Annotated in this window: 16 protein-coding genes; 2 read left to right on the top strand and 14 right to left on the bottom strand. The window is 67.6% G+C overall.

The window, feature by feature from the left end; translation table 11 throughout:
- Window positions 1-43: 43 nt before the first annotated feature.
- The 6 genes from O5O43_RS10415 to O5O43_RS10390 all read right to left on the bottom strand — a co-directional run bounded on the left by O5O43_RS10415 (window position 44) and on the right by O5O43_RS10390 (window position 7433).
- Entirely contained in the window at window positions 44-1387 is a 1344-nt protein-coding gene (locus O5O43_RS10415) for an O-antigen ligase family protein (protein ID WP_271083816.1), read from the bottom strand.
- The gene (locus tag O5O43_RS10410; RefSeq protein WP_271083815.1) at window positions 1384-3648 is read right to left on the bottom strand and encodes a polysaccharide biosynthesis tyrosine autokinase; all 2265 of its coding nucleotides are present in this window, start codon (window positions 3646-3648) and stop codon (window positions 1384-1386) included. Before O5O43_RS10410 ends, O5O43_RS10415 begins: the two co-directional genes overlap by 4 nt.
- Before the next feature lie 47 nt (window positions 3649-3695).
- Window positions 3696-4994: an outer membrane beta-barrel protein gene (locus O5O43_RS10405; protein ID WP_271083814.1), complete on the bottom strand. Its 1299-nt coding sequence runs from the start codon at window positions 4992-4994 to the stop codon at window positions 3696-3698.
- A gap of 100 nt (window positions 4995-5094) precedes the next feature.
- Window positions 5095-5760: a hypothetical protein gene (locus O5O43_RS10400; RefSeq protein WP_271083813.1), complete on the bottom strand. Its 666-nt coding sequence runs from the start codon at window positions 5758-5760 to the stop codon at window positions 5095-5097.
- 170 nt (window positions 5761-5930) lie between these two features.
- Window positions 5931-6479: a hypothetical protein gene (locus O5O43_RS10395; protein ID WP_271083812.1), complete on the bottom strand. Its 549-nt coding sequence runs from the start codon at window positions 6477-6479 to the stop codon at window positions 5931-5933.
- A 75-nt stretch (window positions 6480-6554) separates the two neighbouring features.
- A complete protein-coding gene (locus tag O5O43_RS10390) occupies window positions 6555-7433 on the bottom strand; it encodes a transglutaminase-like cysteine peptidase (RefSeq protein WP_271083811.1) in 879 nt (292 codons plus the stop codon).
- Between the two features lie 287 nt (window positions 7434-7720).
- Here O5O43_RS10390 and O5O43_RS10385 point away from each other — a divergent pair, with 287 nt between their 5' ends.
- The gene (locus O5O43_RS10385) at window positions 7721-8221 is read left to right on the top strand and encodes a polysaccharide biosynthesis/export family protein (protein ID WP_271086424.1); all 501 of its coding nucleotides are present in this window, start codon (window positions 7721-7723) and stop codon (window positions 8219-8221) included.
- Here O5O43_RS10385 and O5O43_RS10380 read toward each other — a convergent pair.
- A complete protein-coding gene (locus tag O5O43_RS10380) occupies window positions 8218-8364 on the bottom strand; it encodes a hypothetical protein (RefSeq protein WP_271083810.1) in 147 nt (48 codons plus the stop codon). The two genes, O5O43_RS10385 and O5O43_RS10380, sit on opposite strands and share 4 nt — an antisense overlap.
- A gap of 312 nt (window positions 8365-8676) precedes the next feature.
- On the opposite strand from O5O43_RS10380, the gene O5O43_RS10375 reads away from it, so the two are divergent.
- Window positions 8677-9267, top strand: coding sequence for a sugar transferase (locus O5O43_RS10375; protein ID WP_271083809.1), 591 nt, complete (start codon window positions 8677-8679; stop codon window positions 9265-9267).
- Window positions 9268-9314: 47 nt separating this feature from the next.
- Here O5O43_RS10375 and O5O43_RS10370 read toward each other — a convergent pair whose 3' ends face one another.
- From O5O43_RS10370 to flgF, 7 genes are all read right to left on the bottom strand, one after another.
- Window positions 9315-9818 carry a hypothetical protein gene (locus O5O43_RS10370; protein WP_271083808.1) on the bottom strand — a complete coding sequence of 168 codons (504 nt, stop codon included), beginning with the start codon at window positions 9816-9818 and terminating at the stop codon, window positions 9315-9317.
- Window positions 9819-9832: 14 nt separating this feature from the next.
- On the bottom strand, window positions 9833-10240 hold the full coding sequence (locus tag O5O43_RS10365) for a hypothetical protein (RefSeq protein ID WP_271083807.1): 408 nt from the start codon (window positions 10238-10240) through the stop codon (window positions 9833-9835).
- Window positions 10241-10266: 26 nt separating this feature from the next.
- On the bottom strand, window positions 10267-10740 hold the full coding sequence (locus O5O43_RS10360; RefSeq protein WP_271083806.1) for a hypothetical protein: 474 nt from the start codon (window positions 10738-10740) through the stop codon (window positions 10267-10269).
- A gap of 173 nt (window positions 10741-10913) precedes the next feature.
- Window positions 10914-11651, bottom strand: coding sequence for a flagellar basal body L-ring protein FlgH (flgH, locus tag O5O43_RS10355; protein ID WP_271083805.1), 738 nt, complete (start codon window positions 11649-11651; stop codon window positions 10914-10916).
- Between the two features lie 17 nt (window positions 11652-11668).
- Complete coding sequence (flgA, locus tag O5O43_RS10350) at window positions 11669-12448, bottom strand: flagellar basal body P-ring formation chaperone FlgA (protein ID WP_271083804.1); 780 nt, start codon at window positions 12446-12448, stop codon at window positions 11669-11671.
- Window positions 12448-13236, bottom strand: a complete 789-nt coding sequence (gene flgG / locus O5O43_RS10345) for a flagellar basal-body rod protein FlgG (protein ID WP_271083803.1) — start codon at window positions 13234-13236, stop codon at window positions 12448-12450. The genes flgA and flgG overlap by 1 nt, the downstream gene beginning before the upstream one ends.
- A gap of 11 nt (window positions 13237-13247) precedes the next feature.
- Window positions 13248-13985, bottom strand: a complete 738-nt coding sequence (gene flgF / locus O5O43_RS10340) for a flagellar basal-body rod protein FlgF (protein WP_271083802.1) — start codon at window positions 13983-13985, stop codon at window positions 13248-13250.
- Window positions 13986-14157 lie beyond the last annotated feature (172 nt).

The raw sequence follows: 14157 nt of genomic DNA, 5'->3' as shown, positions 1-14157 counted from the left end.
CGGCGCCCGAAGCCTTGCCAACACATCGTTATGGCAAAGACTCTCATCGCCGGATGCTCGAGGTCTGGGCCATGGCGAACCCCAGGCCGAGGAGAAGCGCCCAGAAGGCCTCGAAGGACGGCGTGTTGAGCGGAACATCGACGGCCGCATGGACCAGAACCAATCCGGAGGCGGCCAGAAGACCGGCGAGGACGGTTGAGTTTCGCTGTCTTTGCAGCATGCGCCACAGCGTCCAACCCAGGATCGCGGCGATCAGCAGAACGATTGCTGCGGCGCCGAAAACACCCCCTTCGACCAGCCACTGGAGATAGGCGTTGTGCAGGATCACGCTGTCCGACAAGGCGGGGGCGTTCAGCGACGTCATGATCTGGTTGTTCAACTGTGAGTAGCTGCCCAGCCCGTAGCCCGACAGGGGCGAGGCCAGGAAGGCGCGCCAATGGGCGTCGTAGACCGCCGCCCGGATCTCGCCGCCCGAGGCGAGAGTGTCGAATCGATCGACGAAGAGGGTATTGCCGCGCGCGAAGACCACCGCCGCCAGGACGGCGACTAGGCATCCCGCCGCGATCGTAGGCCAGCGGGCGCGTCGGTCGCTGATCGCTTGCCAGGTCGTCAGCGCGGCCATTGCCAGCCCGGTCGCTCCGAGCGCCGCGCGGGACGCCGTCATCATCAGGCAGACCAGAAAGAGCAGAAGCGCGGCCACGGACGGCGCCACCTCGGTGACGCGGCGGGCTGTCGGCTCGTGCCGACTCTGCCGGAGCTGCCGCATGCCCCAGCTCAGCGCCAGGAGCGACAGGACGCCGAACTGGGCGCCGGCGACGTTGGCAGTGGCGAACCCGCCCGTCAGCCGGCGGCTGGCGTGACCCAATTCTTCACCGCCCAGAAAGATCACGAGGCTGACGAGGGCGTAGGCCGCGCCGAGCCAGAGCACGAGCTGAAGGCTCCGCCGCGCACGATCTCTGGTGGCCCCCATCAGACATCCGAGCACGAAGACCGCCGCGAGCCCGATCAGCTTGACGATCTCGATGAGGGTCGCCGAGACATTGATGCTCGCCGCAGGCGGCGCGTCGACCCAGGCCCAGATCGGGTGGCCGCCACCGGGCGCCCAGTCGGTCAGGCTGAGCAGGGCGGACCCGATCACAAGTCCGAACAGGGTGACCAGCGGCCAGACCGGCCTGATCGAGGCGACCTCCAGACGGGCCCTCCGCGTCGACAGGGCGATGCACAGCAACCCCGACAGAACCATCAGCAGGATCAGCGCCGGCAGCGGCAGCGCCGCCCCCAGGAAGAAATGGCCGAGATAGATCGCCGCTGGGGCGAGGCCCAGCATCGCCCACTGTGCGGCCTCGGTCTCGCCCGGCCGGACGCCTCGGGAGCGAGCCCCGGTCACGCGGTGTAGTACGACTTGTAGGCGCCGTAGTAGTAGCCGGCGTCGCCGTAGCCGTAGCGCGCCTGCGACCGCATATCGACCTGGACCAGGGCGACACCGGCGACATGGGCTCCGGCCTTGTCGAGCAGTTTGAGAGAGTTGGTGATGGCCTTCTGTGGCGTGGCGCGCCAGCGCGTCAGGAACACCACCGTGTCCGCCTTGGCCGCGAGGACGCGGGTGTCGGCGACGGCCAGGACGGGCGCCGTATCCAGGATGACCAGGTCGAAGTTTGCGGTCAGCGTCTCAACCAACTGATCCATGGCCTGGGAGTTGAACACGTCGCGGGGAGTGAAGGCGGTGTGGGTCAGCGGCAGGACGTGGGCGCCCGACGGCGCGTCGAGATGCAGGGCCTGCTCCAGGCTGGCGGATCCCCCCAGGACTTCCAGCAGACCCACCTCCGGCTCGATCCCGATCAGCCGATTGACCGAGCGACGACGCAGGTCGCAGTCGATGATCACGACCCTTTGCCCGGCCTGGGCCGCCGACCGGGCCAGGCAAACCGACGTCGTCGTCTTGCCTTCACCGGGGAGCGTCGAGGTCACGGCGATCACGCGGACCGTCTGGCCGACCCGGGAGAACTGGATCGAGGTCCGGAGCGCGCGAATGGCCTCGGCGAACGCCGACAGCGGCTTGGCGAGCAGATAATCGGCCGGCGCCATGCCGCGTTCGCTCGCGGTCGCGATGGATTCCACCAGCGGCACCGACCCGATGTGCGGCAGGCCCAGCTTGTTCTCGACGTCCTCGCCGGTGGTCATGCCTGCGTCGAGCATTTCCGCCAGGATCACCCCGGCCAGACCAGCGCCGAGAGCGACGACCAGGCCCAGCATAAGGTTCAGCGGGACATTGGGCGAACTGGCTCCGCCCGGAATGATGGCGCGCGACACGACGCGAGCGTCGGATTCCTCCAGGCCTTCCTGGCTGGTGGTCTGTTTGAAGCGGTCGAGCAGACCCTGGTAAAGGGTGCGCGACGCCTCGGCGTTGCGTTGCAGTTCGTTCAGCCGCACGCCCGCGCTGTTGTTGGCGGCCAAGGCCCCCCGAGCACCCGACAGGCTGCCCTGCATCGACCGCGTCCGCTCGCGCGAGACCTGGACCCGAGCCTCCAGATTGGAAACGATGCGGCCGATTTCGGCCTGGATCTGACCGTCGATGTCCGCCAGCTCGCGTTCGGCGCGCAGCATGTCGGGGTGCCGCGGACCGTATCGGCTGGACAAATCCGCGACGCGACCGCTGACCTCGGCCCGTCGGGCGCGCAGTTGCTGGACGACGGCCGATCCCAGGGCCTCGCCCACGTCGTCGCCGGTCGATCCGCCCGCCAACTGACGCCGCGCGGTGTTGAGCCGGGCTTCCTCTTCAGCCTGGGTGGCCCGCACCGTGGCCAGTTGCTGGTTGTAGGTCGATATCTCCTGCTCGGTCAGCGTCGCGCCCGAGGCGCTCAACAGGTTGTTGGCGTTGCGATACTGTTCGACGGCGGCCTCAGCCTGGATCACCTCGCCGCGCAGATCGCCCAGACGCGTATTGAGCCATTCGTTGGCCTGACGCGTGGCCTCGAACTTGGCCTGAAGCTGTTCCAGCAGATAGTTTTCGGCAAAGGCGTTGGCGATGCGCGCCGCCTTCTCCGGGCTGGTCGAGGTGAAGCTGACGCCCATGACATAGGTCATGCCGACGCGACGGATATCCAGACGGCTGCGAACGCCGTCGACGATCTGTTCGCGTTGGCGCTGGGCTTCCAGCGGCGACGGTTCTTTCGCGCCGTTCGGAGCGGCGGCGCTGAAAAGCTCTTTCAATGCGTTCGTCGCTTGCTGGACCATCCCGGGAGGACGCAGGGCCCCGTTGAACTCAGGGTCCTGATCCAGGTTCAGGGTCTCGACCACGCGTTCGGCCAAGCGGCGCGAGCGCAGGACCTCGACCTCGGTGTCAACCGTGGCGGCGTCGGCCGGCAGCCCGGACAGCACGGCCTGGGTGTCGACGACCTGTTCGGTGCGGTTGTCGATCATCACGCTGGCCGTCGCCGTATACAGGGGCGTCGCCTGCAACGTGGCCACCAGCACGAGCACGAAGACAAGCAGGGCCAGCGCAAGGAACAGCTTCAGCCGCCGCCGGAACGTCGCCAGCATGTGATGGATGTCGAAGGCGCGCGCGAAGGCCGTCGATCCGAACGCGCCCTGCGGCTCGTCTCCAAGCGGCTGGGCGGTCAGGGCATTGGGATCGAACGCTTGATTCATCGACGACGCTTCACTGGAGCAGGTTCGGCCGACCGGCCGGAGACCGTTTAGAACTGGGCGACAAGCGCGACGGCGAGCCTGTTGACGGTGAAATCGTTATCGCGCTGGGCGCCCTCGGAGCTGGTGTCGAGCAGCGAATAGGAGGCGTTCACCCCGAGATTTCGATTGATCAGGTAGGTGGCGCCGAGATTGACGCCCAGCCGCGTGTCTTCGCGGTCGATGCCCTCATACTCGTCGCGCCCCCAGCTCACCCGGCCGTTGAGGATGACGTTGCGCAGCAGTTCGTGGTCGAGGCCGATGCTGAGATTGGACGACAGCAAACCGCCGACGCCCGGCGTCGCCGAATCCTCGATGGATCGACCGCCCGCGACGGTTACGGTGGTCAGTTCGGTCGGGAACCACTCCAGCTGGGCGCGAGCAGCGAAGCCATCGGTGTCCTGATAGACCGCCTCGTCGAAGTCCTGGCTAATGTAGCCGACCGCGACCTCGCCGCGCATGCCCGCGCTCACCTCGAAATTCGCTCCGATCAGATATTCGGCGCCCGTCGAATCCCGGTTCTTCACCGTCGTCGTAGAGGCGATGTCATAGGACCGCCCGTTGCCGGTGGCCTGGGCGAAGAACGCCGTGTCCGGGCTGATGGCGAAATCCACCCGGCCCGACACGCTGAGGACGTTGCGGTCTCGGGTGTCCTGCTCGATGACGGCCCCGGCGCCCGTGCGGCCGTCCTGGTAGTCGAAGGTCCGCCAGTCGGCGCGGCCGCTCAGCTTGACGTAACCGGCGGCGCGCGAGCCGCTGATATAGGCTTGGGCCGTGTGGAGGGCCGTGGGTTCGATGGCGTTGGCCGGAGAATCCGGAGCGGTGCGCGGTTCGAACGAGCTGGTGTAGTCCGCACCGAGGCCGATGTTGGCTCCGCGGGTCACGTCGATCCGCGCGGACGAGCCGACGCCGAACTCGTCGGTGTTTTCCCCGTCGAGGTCGGCATAGCGATTAATGGACCCGCGCACATATGCGGACAGGAAGTTCTGGTTCCAGTCGGACTCGATCGACACCTCCGGGCGGATGTGGGCGATCGTGTCGTCGGCCTCGTTGGCGGAGGTCGCGTAGACGTTGTCGTTGCGCTCGACCTGAACCTCCAGGCGGGGATAGACAAGAAAGCCGCCGCTGCGGATGCCGGCCGCTTCGTAGGCGGGGCGCTGGCGCTGCTGCACGGAGGTGTTGCGGTTGCGCGAGAAGTTGTCGACTCCTCCGCCCGTCGCCACCTGGGCGGACGCGGCGGCGCTGACCAGCGCGACCGAACTGGCGGCCATGGAGGCGACGGCGCGCTGGATCAGCTTGGACATGGTCATGCCTCGCACACTTTATCAGCGCGACAACGTCGCGGACTGAAGAACGGAAATGGGGGAGCGTCCCAACCGGACGCCGGACGGTATCAGGCGGGTAGGACGTTCAGCCGCGATAGACGATGACGTTGACGACGGGAGGAGCGGTGGTGGTGGTGACCGCGCCGGTCGAGCTGGTCGTCACGGTGGTCCCGGCGCCCGCGCTGCTCACGGCGGCCGTGACGACATTGGCGGCGGCGATCGTGGCCGTCGCGGTCGCGGTCTGGGCGGCGGCCACGACGTTGGCGACGACGGCGGGCGGCAGGGACGGGACGGTCGCGACGGCTGTATTGATCGCGGCGTTGATGGCGGCCGACGAGCTCAGGCTGGCGGTCGCCGTCTGCGACGCCGCCAGGGCGACGCTCTGGCTGGCGCCCGAGGCGCTGATCGTGGCGGCCATGGAAACCTGCACCGCATTGGCGATGACGGCCGCGATAGCGTTGGCGACGGCCTGCTGGATCAGGATGGCCGCCGCCTCGGGGGTCGTGCCGGCGGGCAGGTTCTGAGTGACTTCGGCGACCAGGGAGACAAGGTTCATGTCGGCGACGGCGGCGGCCGCGTCGCGTTCCGCATTCGCCGTGATCTGAACGGCCAGAGTGGCTGCGTCGATCGTGGAGGCCGGAGCATCGCCGACACTGCCCCGAACCTGGCTTTCGCCGATGGCGACGCCGCTCCCGGCTACCAGCGCGGCAGCCGCTGCGGCGCCGGCGATCTTGAGTGCGTTGTTGGCCATGTGTGCCCCCTTCAACGCATCGTTAACTCAGGTATCGGTGTTTTCAAACCGCGATACGCGAAGTTTTTGCGACGCACCACACGGTGGCCGTGCAACCGTGACCTTAAAGTGACTCTCGGCCAGTTGCTGCGGATGCGGCCCTAATCGGCCGCTATAGCTGACCGTCGCGTCTATTCGGCCTCCAAGAGAACCAGGCTGACGGCCACCTGTCCAGCAGAGTCCGACACGTCATGCGCGAGCTGCACCGTAGCGGCTCTGCGGTGCGTAAGTGCGAAGCGCAGCTCGTTCAGCACCAGAAGACGGGTGGTCGCGTCCAGCCGGCTCCAGTGATTAAGCGCGAACCTCAGACGCCAGGCCGTATCGTCAGGGCCATAGGGGGCGGCGTCATAGGAGCGTTTCATCGCGGCGATGCCGAAGGCTCCCAAACCCTCTTGCCGCCGACTGTCGATATAGGCCAGGCGCAGCCACGCCGTGGCGTTGGCTGGCGCCGAGCGCAGAGACCGCATTGTCTCCGCCTGGGCTTGTGCGAGATCCTCCTTGCTCGGGCTCGCATCGCCCAGCAATCGGCTGGCGCGGGCTTCGTGCGACGGCGCCAGGTTGAGAATCCGGCCGGGCGCTGACTCCGGCCAGGCGAGGGCCGCCGCTGTGACGCCGCTGGTCGCCAGAGCCAGCGCCCCGATGGCCGTCGCGACCCAGGCCTTGTCGATCGCCGTCCGCACGGTCCGTCCTCCTCGCGCCGGTTTCCTGGCTCGCGCGAGCTAAGACACCACCGCGCGCGGACGCAAGCCCGGCCGTCAGACGGCGGTGCGGACCCAGGTCAGCGGCCGACCCGGGGCCTGCCGCTCCAGCCATTCGTAGGGCGCCTCGCTCCAGGGCAGGACCCAGGGCGTGAGGTTGTCCAGGACCTGCTCGCCCTCCGATGTGGCGACCAGAAGGACGGCATGGACCTCGCCTTGCCGCGTGCGCACGATCGCGATCGACAGGGCCGCCGGATCCACGCCCTCCTCGATCAGGACGCGACGCTTGGCCAGGACATAGTCCTCGCAGTCGCCGCTGGGGCGCGGGCCTTCGGGCAGGACCCAAACATCCTCGCGGCCGTAGGCGTCGGTGTCGGACGACCGGCGGATGGCGCGGTTGATCCGTCGGGTGACGGCCTCAAGCGTCTGCATCGACACCTCGGCGACCGGGCGCGGCGGGGAGGGGACGGCGAGGACCGCCGGGCGTCCGACGACGGGGTTGGTCTTCGAGGGCTCCGCCGAGCCGCGCTTGCGACGTGCGTCCTTGAGCGCGCGGATCTCCTGCGGCGTCACGGCCTTCGCGTGCGGGACGGCGGTCAGACGAGGCGCGATGGGCGCGGGAGGAGGCTCGGCCTGCTCGTTCTCGGGGATGGCGGCGGGCGTCGTGGCGATCCCGACCGTCTGGAAGACCATCGCCCACCGCATCTGTCCGGCCCAGACCCGAACTTCGGACAAGGCTTCGGCGTCCGGACGTGCAACCGAGAGGCACTGCTCCGGCCTGCGCTCGCACAGCGCCACGAACCCCGCCGGCGCCATCGTCGGCGCGCCCAGAGGCATCTGGAACCCGCTCTCGTCTGCGGCGCTGGCGGTCCCGCATCCCAGAGCGCCGATCAGGGCGACCAGAGCCGCCGCATGTATTGTGACACGAAGATGCATGTAACGTCTTTCTTAGCGAGACGAATACTGCACAGGGTGTGATAATGTTCAGATTATAGACACAGTATATACTGCGTTTACGAAGATGGTTTCAAGCGCGTTAGCCTTAACCCTGTGAAGCGCTGCTGATCAGTCGACCCGCGTTCATGGGACGCTGGTCTCTCGCATTGCGCTGCGGTATGCACCTTGTGCGGGTAGCGGAGGCGGGACCTATGTTGCGTACGATCTTGATCGTGGTTCTTGGGGTGTTGCTGGCCGCGCTGGCGGCGTCGTGCGCCGAGGGCGTGATGGCGTCCGGCGCGCCTGACAGCGGCGATGCTCGCGTCATCGAGGAATATCGCCTGGGCGTGGCGGACAAGGTGCGCGTCACGGTCTTTGGCGAGGCGGCCCTGACCGGTGAATTCCTGGTCGCCGGCAACGGCAAGATCTCCCTGCCTCTGATCGGCGAGACCCAGGCCGGCGGCCTGACCATCGGCGAATTTCAGGAGGAGGTGGCGACCGCTCTGCGCGACGGATTCATCACTGAACCCCGGGTCAGCGCCGAAATTCTGAACTATCGGCCGTTCTATATTTTGGGCGAAGTCAACACGCCCGGCGAATATCCGTACACCAACAATCTGACTGTTTTGAATGCGGTAGCGACCGCAGGCGGCTTCACCTACCGGGCCGACAACCGTCGCGTCTTCATCAAACGGGCCAGTGGCGACGCCGAAGAAGCCTTCCCCCTGACCACCTCGACCCGGGTAGCGCCGGGCGACACCATCCGTATTCGCGAGCGGTTGTTCTAGGTCAGGATCACGATCGCGGCGACCAGAGCCGCCCACGTCGCCGCGGACCCTCCGATCGCCAGGCCGTACCCCAGTCGGGACGACCAGCGACGAGCGGGTCTGTCCTCGTCGATACCGACGGAAGCGGCGGTTTGATGGGCCACGAGCGAACTCCAGCTTCGGATCGACGCACGTCCTGACATCCTCCGGGTATCGTCCCCCGTAACGATCAGGGTTAAGGCCCGTTCATCGCCTGGTTGTGTGTCGGCCGAGACACGGATCATCGTTCCTTGAACAAAGTCTTTCCGAAGCCTTGCGTTGCAACATTCGCCGACCTTAACTGCTCGTTAAGCAACGCCTGCAGGCGGGGGGGCGGTTTAAACATGTTCGACGGCGTCGTATCGCAAAGATCCCGCTCGGCCGTCGTCTATGGAGCGAACGGTGCGCATTGGCGGCCCCGGTTCGGTCGCTCGGCATTGTGCGCAACCCTGAAGCGCGCCTTCGACCTGACAGCCGCATCGCTGCTTCTGGTCTTCCTTCTGCCCGCTTACGCCGCGATCTCCTTGGCCATCGCGCTCGACAGCCCGGGGCCGATCCTGTTCCGCCAGAAGCGGACGGGTCTGAACGGCCGGGTCTTCACCATCTACAAGTTCCGCACGATGACGGTGGCCCAGACGGCCGCAGACGTCAGCCACGCCACCCGCGACGACGCCCGCGTGACCCGCACCGGCCGGGTTTTGCGCGAGACCAGCCTGGACGAGGTCCCGCAGCTGCTGAACGTCCTGAAGGGCGAGATGGCCCTGGTCGGTCCGCGTCCGCACGCCATCGAGCACGACCGTCACTATGCGGCCCTCCTGTCGAACTACGACCGCCGCTTCGCCGTCCGCCCGGGGCTGACGGGACTGGCCCAGATTCAGGGCCTGCGCGGCGAGGTGCACGACCTCAGTTGCATGGCCCGACGCGTGGACGCAGACGTCCTCTACGCCCGCCACTGGAGCTTCCTGGGCGACATGGCCATCGTGGTCCGCACCCTGCCTCTGCTGCTGGCGCGGGTGAACGCCTATTAGGTCCGCCTGGCGCTAGGTCTTGGCCGTCCAATCCAGGCCTCCCGATCTCAGCCGCATTGGGCGAAGAACCGCTCGACCCCGGCTTCGGACCCTGGATGGGGAGCATAGACCTCGCGCTGGCCGCCGACCCATTGGGCTATCCAGCCCACGCGGCGGAAGCGCTGCATCACCGGAGCGTCGGCCCGGGCCGAGGCGGTCAGGATGTCCCCGTCGTGGACCTCTGAGGGCTCGCCCTCGGCGGCGAACCGTTCGGTTTCACCGCCGGATTCCAGATGGATTTCGCGCTCTCCCGTCCGACCCAGCACGGTCAGGTCGATCTTTCCCGATCCGGCGACGCAGTCCAGGCCCAGACGCAGATCGTCGCTCTCCTCCACGCCGTAGGCCAGCCGCGCGGCGCCGTCCTGGGGCGTGAAGTGCCAATCATAGCCGGCGACGGGCGCTGGCGCCGACGGTTCGACGGCCGCGGCGGGCGTGGGCCCGGGCGTCTCGACGCTGGCGCAGGCCGCCGTCAGCGCGGCCAGTAACACGACCGGCAGCCACAGAATCCGCATGAGACCTCTCGTATTCAACCGCTGCAAAGCTCTGCGAACCGGCGCAGCTTGGCAAGATGTCCGGCAGGCACGGCGACGGCCTGATGGTCTCCCGCGACCGCCACATCCAGCACCCCGGTGATCAGAAACTGGCCGAAGACGGGGTGGTCGGTCCGGAGCGCCACGGACTGATGGTCGGCGGTCGCCTCGCTTTGCCCGGTCGCGGTCGCCGTGCCTGAAACGATCGTGGCGATGCCGGCGCCGGTCGCTCCGAACAGATCCAGCCTCGCCACCCCGGTGCCGGGCTGGCACTCCAGGATGGCCCTCAGTTGGGGCGTGTCGGGGATCTCGTTGGCCAGAACGACGGGCCCGTCCTCATAGAGGGTCCAGGTCCAACCGCTCTGCAGGGCTGCGATGGCCGCCAGCGTCGCCAACATCGTCATGGTTCAGGCCCCCCGGCCAGACAGCGTTACGCTCGGCCCGGCGAACAATAGGCCAGAAAATCGCGTACGATGCGACGTTCGTCGGTCGAGGCCGCCAACTGGAAACGACCGGCGTCGCCCGTCACCGTCATCCGGCCGTCACGGGCCAGGCCGGCCAGCGAAGGGTCGTTGATGGAGATGAGGGTTTCCTCGGCGTCACCGCCTGACAGCGGATCGATTGAATAGCGGGCCTGCTGGACCCGCGCGCCATCGAGCTGAACATCGCCATAGACGGCGGCCGTCGATTCACCCGGCATGCAGGTGACCATCAGGGCCAGTTGATCGGAGTTTGCGACGCCATAGGCCAGCTTGGCCAGGGCGCCTTCGTGATGAACGCTCCAGGACATGACCGGCGCGGCCATGACGCCCTCGTCCTCCCCTGCGGGCGCGACATCGCGGGACTGGGCCGCGAAGGCGACCAGGCCGAGGGCGGCGACGGCGGGAACGAGAACCTTGAACATCGTAGGAACACCTTGCGTCTGACAGGGCAAACGCGGCCTCCCGTTAACGGTTCACGGCAAAGCTTCCTGTCTGACAGACCCGTGATGTTCAGGACACGGTATTCGGCGACGGGTGAGAGAACCCAAAGACTCGGGCTCAAGCAGTGAGCCGCCGCACGCCAAGCGGCAGCCCGCTAGAACGGGCTAAATCGTTCCACCAGGCTCTGCGCCGCCGGGGTCGCCTGGATTCGGCTGATGTCCCCGCGGCCGCCATAGCTTATGCGCGCCTCGGCGATCTGGGTGTGGGCGATGGTGTTGGCCGAGGAAATATCTTCCGGGCGCACGATGCCGGCGACGGTCAGTTCGCGAACCTCGCGGTTGGTGCGCACTTCTTGCCGACCCTGGATGACCAGATTGCCGTTCGACAGGATGTCGGTGACGACGGCGGCGATGGTCAGGCTGACCTTTTCCGAGCGGCTGACCGAGCCGGTGCCGTTGGCGTTGGATTGCCCCTGCACCCCGACCAGGTTCTGGGGATCGAAGCCGCCGGGGAAGGCGCGGCCCAGGCTGTTCTCCAGGCCGAAGAAGTTGGTGACGCCGCCCGTGATGTCGTTGCTCCGGCTGCGGTTGGTGGTGTTCGAGGTCTGCGCCTGGTCGTTGATGTCGATGTTGACGGTCAGGATGTCGCCGATATTGCGCGCCCGCTGGTCGCCGAAGAAGGCCCGGGCGCCGGTCCGCCACAGAGAGTTGGCGCTGGCCGCCTGACGCTGTTCCGGCGGGGCCATGTAGGCCTGGCTGACCGGAACCAGCTGGGCCGGATAACCGATGGGCGCCAATTCCGGCCCGCGCACGGCCTCGACGGCGGTGGAGCAGGCGCCGAGCGAAACGGCGGCGAGGGAGAGGGCGACGATGGACTTACGCATGACTGACATTCCCTGAGGCGGGGGCCCTATCGGGCGAACTGGTTGGGAGCGGAGGCGCGGGCTGCGGCGCCCGCGCGGGCCTGACCGGGACCCGAGGCGATGGCGTCGATGGTGCGGCCGGACGTGGTGTTCAGGATTGGCACCGGCTGGCCGACGGCGGCGTCGCGGGTTGCACGGCCGGTGACGGTCAGGGTCACCCCGCCCGCGATATAGGCGACTTCGACCATGTCGTTCCTGGCGATCACGCGCGGAGAGATCAGATCCCGCTGGCCGACCACGGCCCCGGCGCGCAGGGCCCGGCGGGCGCTCAAGCCAACGACCATGTCCGGATCGGACGGCGACCCGCCTTGCGCCAGATGCGCCTGTACGGTGGACCAGATGACGTCTTCCGGCTGGATCACGTCTCCGGCCGCCAGGTTGCGGGCGTAGGTCAGAACCTCGACCGTCGCGCCCTGACGGGCCACGGCCGGCGTCGCGGCTCCGGCGGCGGGCGCGGCGCCCGGCGCCATGGCGGCGTTGCGCACCACCACGCGGCGCAGCCCCTGGGGGTTGGCCCACTGCAGACCGGCGCGCGAAGCCATCGCCTGCAGCTGTCCGGCCTCGAAGACGACCGAGGGCCCGGCGCGGCTGGCGACCACGACCCCTGCGGCCGATCCGGCCCCGTCGAAGATGTCGCCCAGGGTCACGCTGCCGTCGGCGTCGACCGGATTGGCCTTCAGCGTCACCGGTCCGGCGAAGGCAGGGGAGGCGGCCAGGGCCAGCGCCGCCAGCGCCATGAACAGGGTGGGGGCCAGAAGACGGGTCATCAGCTCTTCACCTGGGCCGAGACGCTCATCATCTCGTCGGCCGTGGTGATGACCTTGGAGTTCATCTCATAGGCGCGCTGGGCGATGATCAGGGCGCTGATCTCGGTCACGGCGTCCACGTTCGACGCTTCGGTATAGCCCTGCAGAAGTTGCCCGAAGCCGGTCTCGCCGGGCGTGCCCGTGGTGGCCGGACCCGAGGCTGCGGTTTCCAGCAGCAGGTTGTCGCCGATGGCTTCCAGACCCGCCTCGTTGAAGAAGGTCGCCAGCTCCAACTGGCCGACCGTCGCGGCCTCCGGCGAACCCGCCGAGATGACCTGCACCTGGCCGGTCTTGGAGATGATCACATCGACCGCGTCCTGCGGGATCGAGATGGCCGGCTCCACCGCATAGCCGTCCTCGGTCACCAGCTGGCCTTCGCCCGACAGGGAGAAGTTGCCGGCCCGGGTGAACCCGATCTCGCCAGAGGGCAAGGTCACCTGGAAATAGCCCTGGCCGTCGATGGCGACATCATAGTCGCTGCCGGTCTGGGTCGGGGTGCCCTGGTCGGTGATGCGATAGACGCTGCCCGCCTTGACGCCCAGGCCGACCTGGATGCCGGTCGGGACGACCGTGCCCTGGCTGGACGACTGCGCGCCCATCCGTTCGACGTTCTGGTAGATCAGGTCCTGGAATTCGGCCCGTTGGCGCTTGTAGCCAATGGTGTTCATGTTCGCGATGTTGTTGGAGATGACCTCCACGTTCAGCTGCTGGGCGGCCATGCCGGAGGCGGCGGTGCGAAGTGCGCGCATCTAGGTATTCCTTAGCTCGACCGGCCCAGCCGCTCGACTGAGCGGCGGGACAGGTCCTGGACGTTCTCGATCATCTTGGTCGCGCGTTCGTAGGCGCGGCTGATCTCGATCAACTGGGTGATTTCGACGAGGGGATTGACGTTCGAGCCCTCGAGCATGCCCTGACGGACCTGGGCGCCGGCGGCGTCGATGGGCGTGGCGTTGGAGCTGTTGCGGTACAGGCCGTCGCCCTCCTTGGAGAGGACCGCCAGGTTGTCGAACCGCGCCAGGGCCAGCTGGGCGATGGTGACGCCGTTTTGGCTGATGTTGCCGTCGTCGGCGACGGTGATGGGGCCCTGCGCCGGGTCGATGACGATCGGGCCGCCGTCGCCCAGCACCGGGTTGCCGGCCTTGGTCGTCAGCTCGCCCTCGGGGCTGATGGTGAAGGCGCCGTCGCGGGTGTAGGCCTCACCGGCCCCGTCCTGCACCTTGAAGAAGACGCCCTCGCCGTCGATGGCGAAGTCCAGGTCGCGGCCCGTCTGCTGCAGCGAGCCCTGCGCGAAGTCCCGGCCCACGCCCTTGTCCAGCACGAAGCTGACGCCCGGCCGCACCGCGTCGTTGCGCGCACGGCTGCCGACCTCGGTGCCAAGCAGCAGCTGCTCGACCTTGAAGCCGGTGGTGTCCGCATTGGCGATGTTGTTGGCCGCGATGTCGAGTTCGCGACGCAGAGTCATCTGCCGGGACAGTCCGATGTAGGCGGCGTTTTCCACGTGGGCTCCGAAGCTCCTTCGGCACCTCCCACGCAACGACCGTGCCAACAGGGTTAACGCCCGTCCTGACGGGCTTTCGACCGGTTCCCGACCCTTGGAGCCCGGCAAATCTTGCCGGATTTACACCTCGCGTTAACCAAACACGCGCGATGTCGGTCGCCAGGGAATTCCG

The sequence above is a fragment of the Brevundimonas sp. NIBR11 genome (assembly GCF_027912535.1).
Lineage (GTDB): Bacteria > Pseudomonadota > Alphaproteobacteria > Caulobacterales > Caulobacteraceae > Brevundimonas.
The sequence above is the reverse complement of the archived record's forward strand: the minus strand, read 5'-3'. Positions and strand labels throughout refer to the sequence as shown.

Coding starts and splice junctions, on each gene's coding strand:
- O5O43_RS10410 (WP_271083815.1), bottom strand. CDS start 3,648: ATGAATCAAGCGTTCGATCCCAATGCCCTGACCGCCCAGCCGCTTGGA.
- O5O43_RS10405 (WP_271083814.1), bottom strand. CDS start 4,994: ATGACCATGTCCAAGCTGATCCAGCGCGCCGTCGCCTCCATGGCCGCC.
- O5O43_RS10400 (WP_271083813.1), bottom strand. CDS start 5,760: ATGGCCAACAACGCACTCAAGATCGCCGGCGCCGCAGCGGCTGCCGCG.
- O5O43_RS10390 (WP_271083811.1), bottom strand. CDS start 7,433: ATGCATCTTCGTGTCACAATACATGCGGCGGCTCTGGTCGCCCTGATC.
- O5O43_RS10385 (WP_271086424.1), top strand. CDS start 7,721: ATGGCGTCCGGCGCGCCTGACAGCGGCGATGCTCGCGTCATCGAGGAA.
- O5O43_RS10370 (WP_271083808.1), bottom strand. CDS start 9,818: ATGCGGATTCTGTGGCTGCCGGTCGTGTTACTGGCCGCGCTGACGGCG.
- O5O43_RS10365 (WP_271083807.1), bottom strand. CDS start 10,240: ATGACGATGTTGGCGACGCTGGCGGCCATCGCAGCCCTGCAGAGCGGT.
- O5O43_RS10360 (WP_271083806.1), bottom strand. CDS start 10,740: ATGTTCAAGGTTCTCGTTCCCGCCGTCGCCGCCCTCGGCCTGGTCGCC.
- flgH (WP_271083805.1), bottom strand. CDS start 11,651: ATGTCAGTCATGCGTAAGTCCATCGTCGCCCTCTCCCTCGCCGCCGTT.
- flgA (WP_271083804.1), bottom strand. CDS start 12,448: ATGACCCGTCTTCTGGCCCCCACCCTGTTCATGGCGCTGGCGGCGCTG.
- flgG (WP_271083803.1), bottom strand. CDS start 13,236: ATGCGCGCACTTCGCACCGCCGCCTCCGGCATGGCCGCCCAGCAGCTG.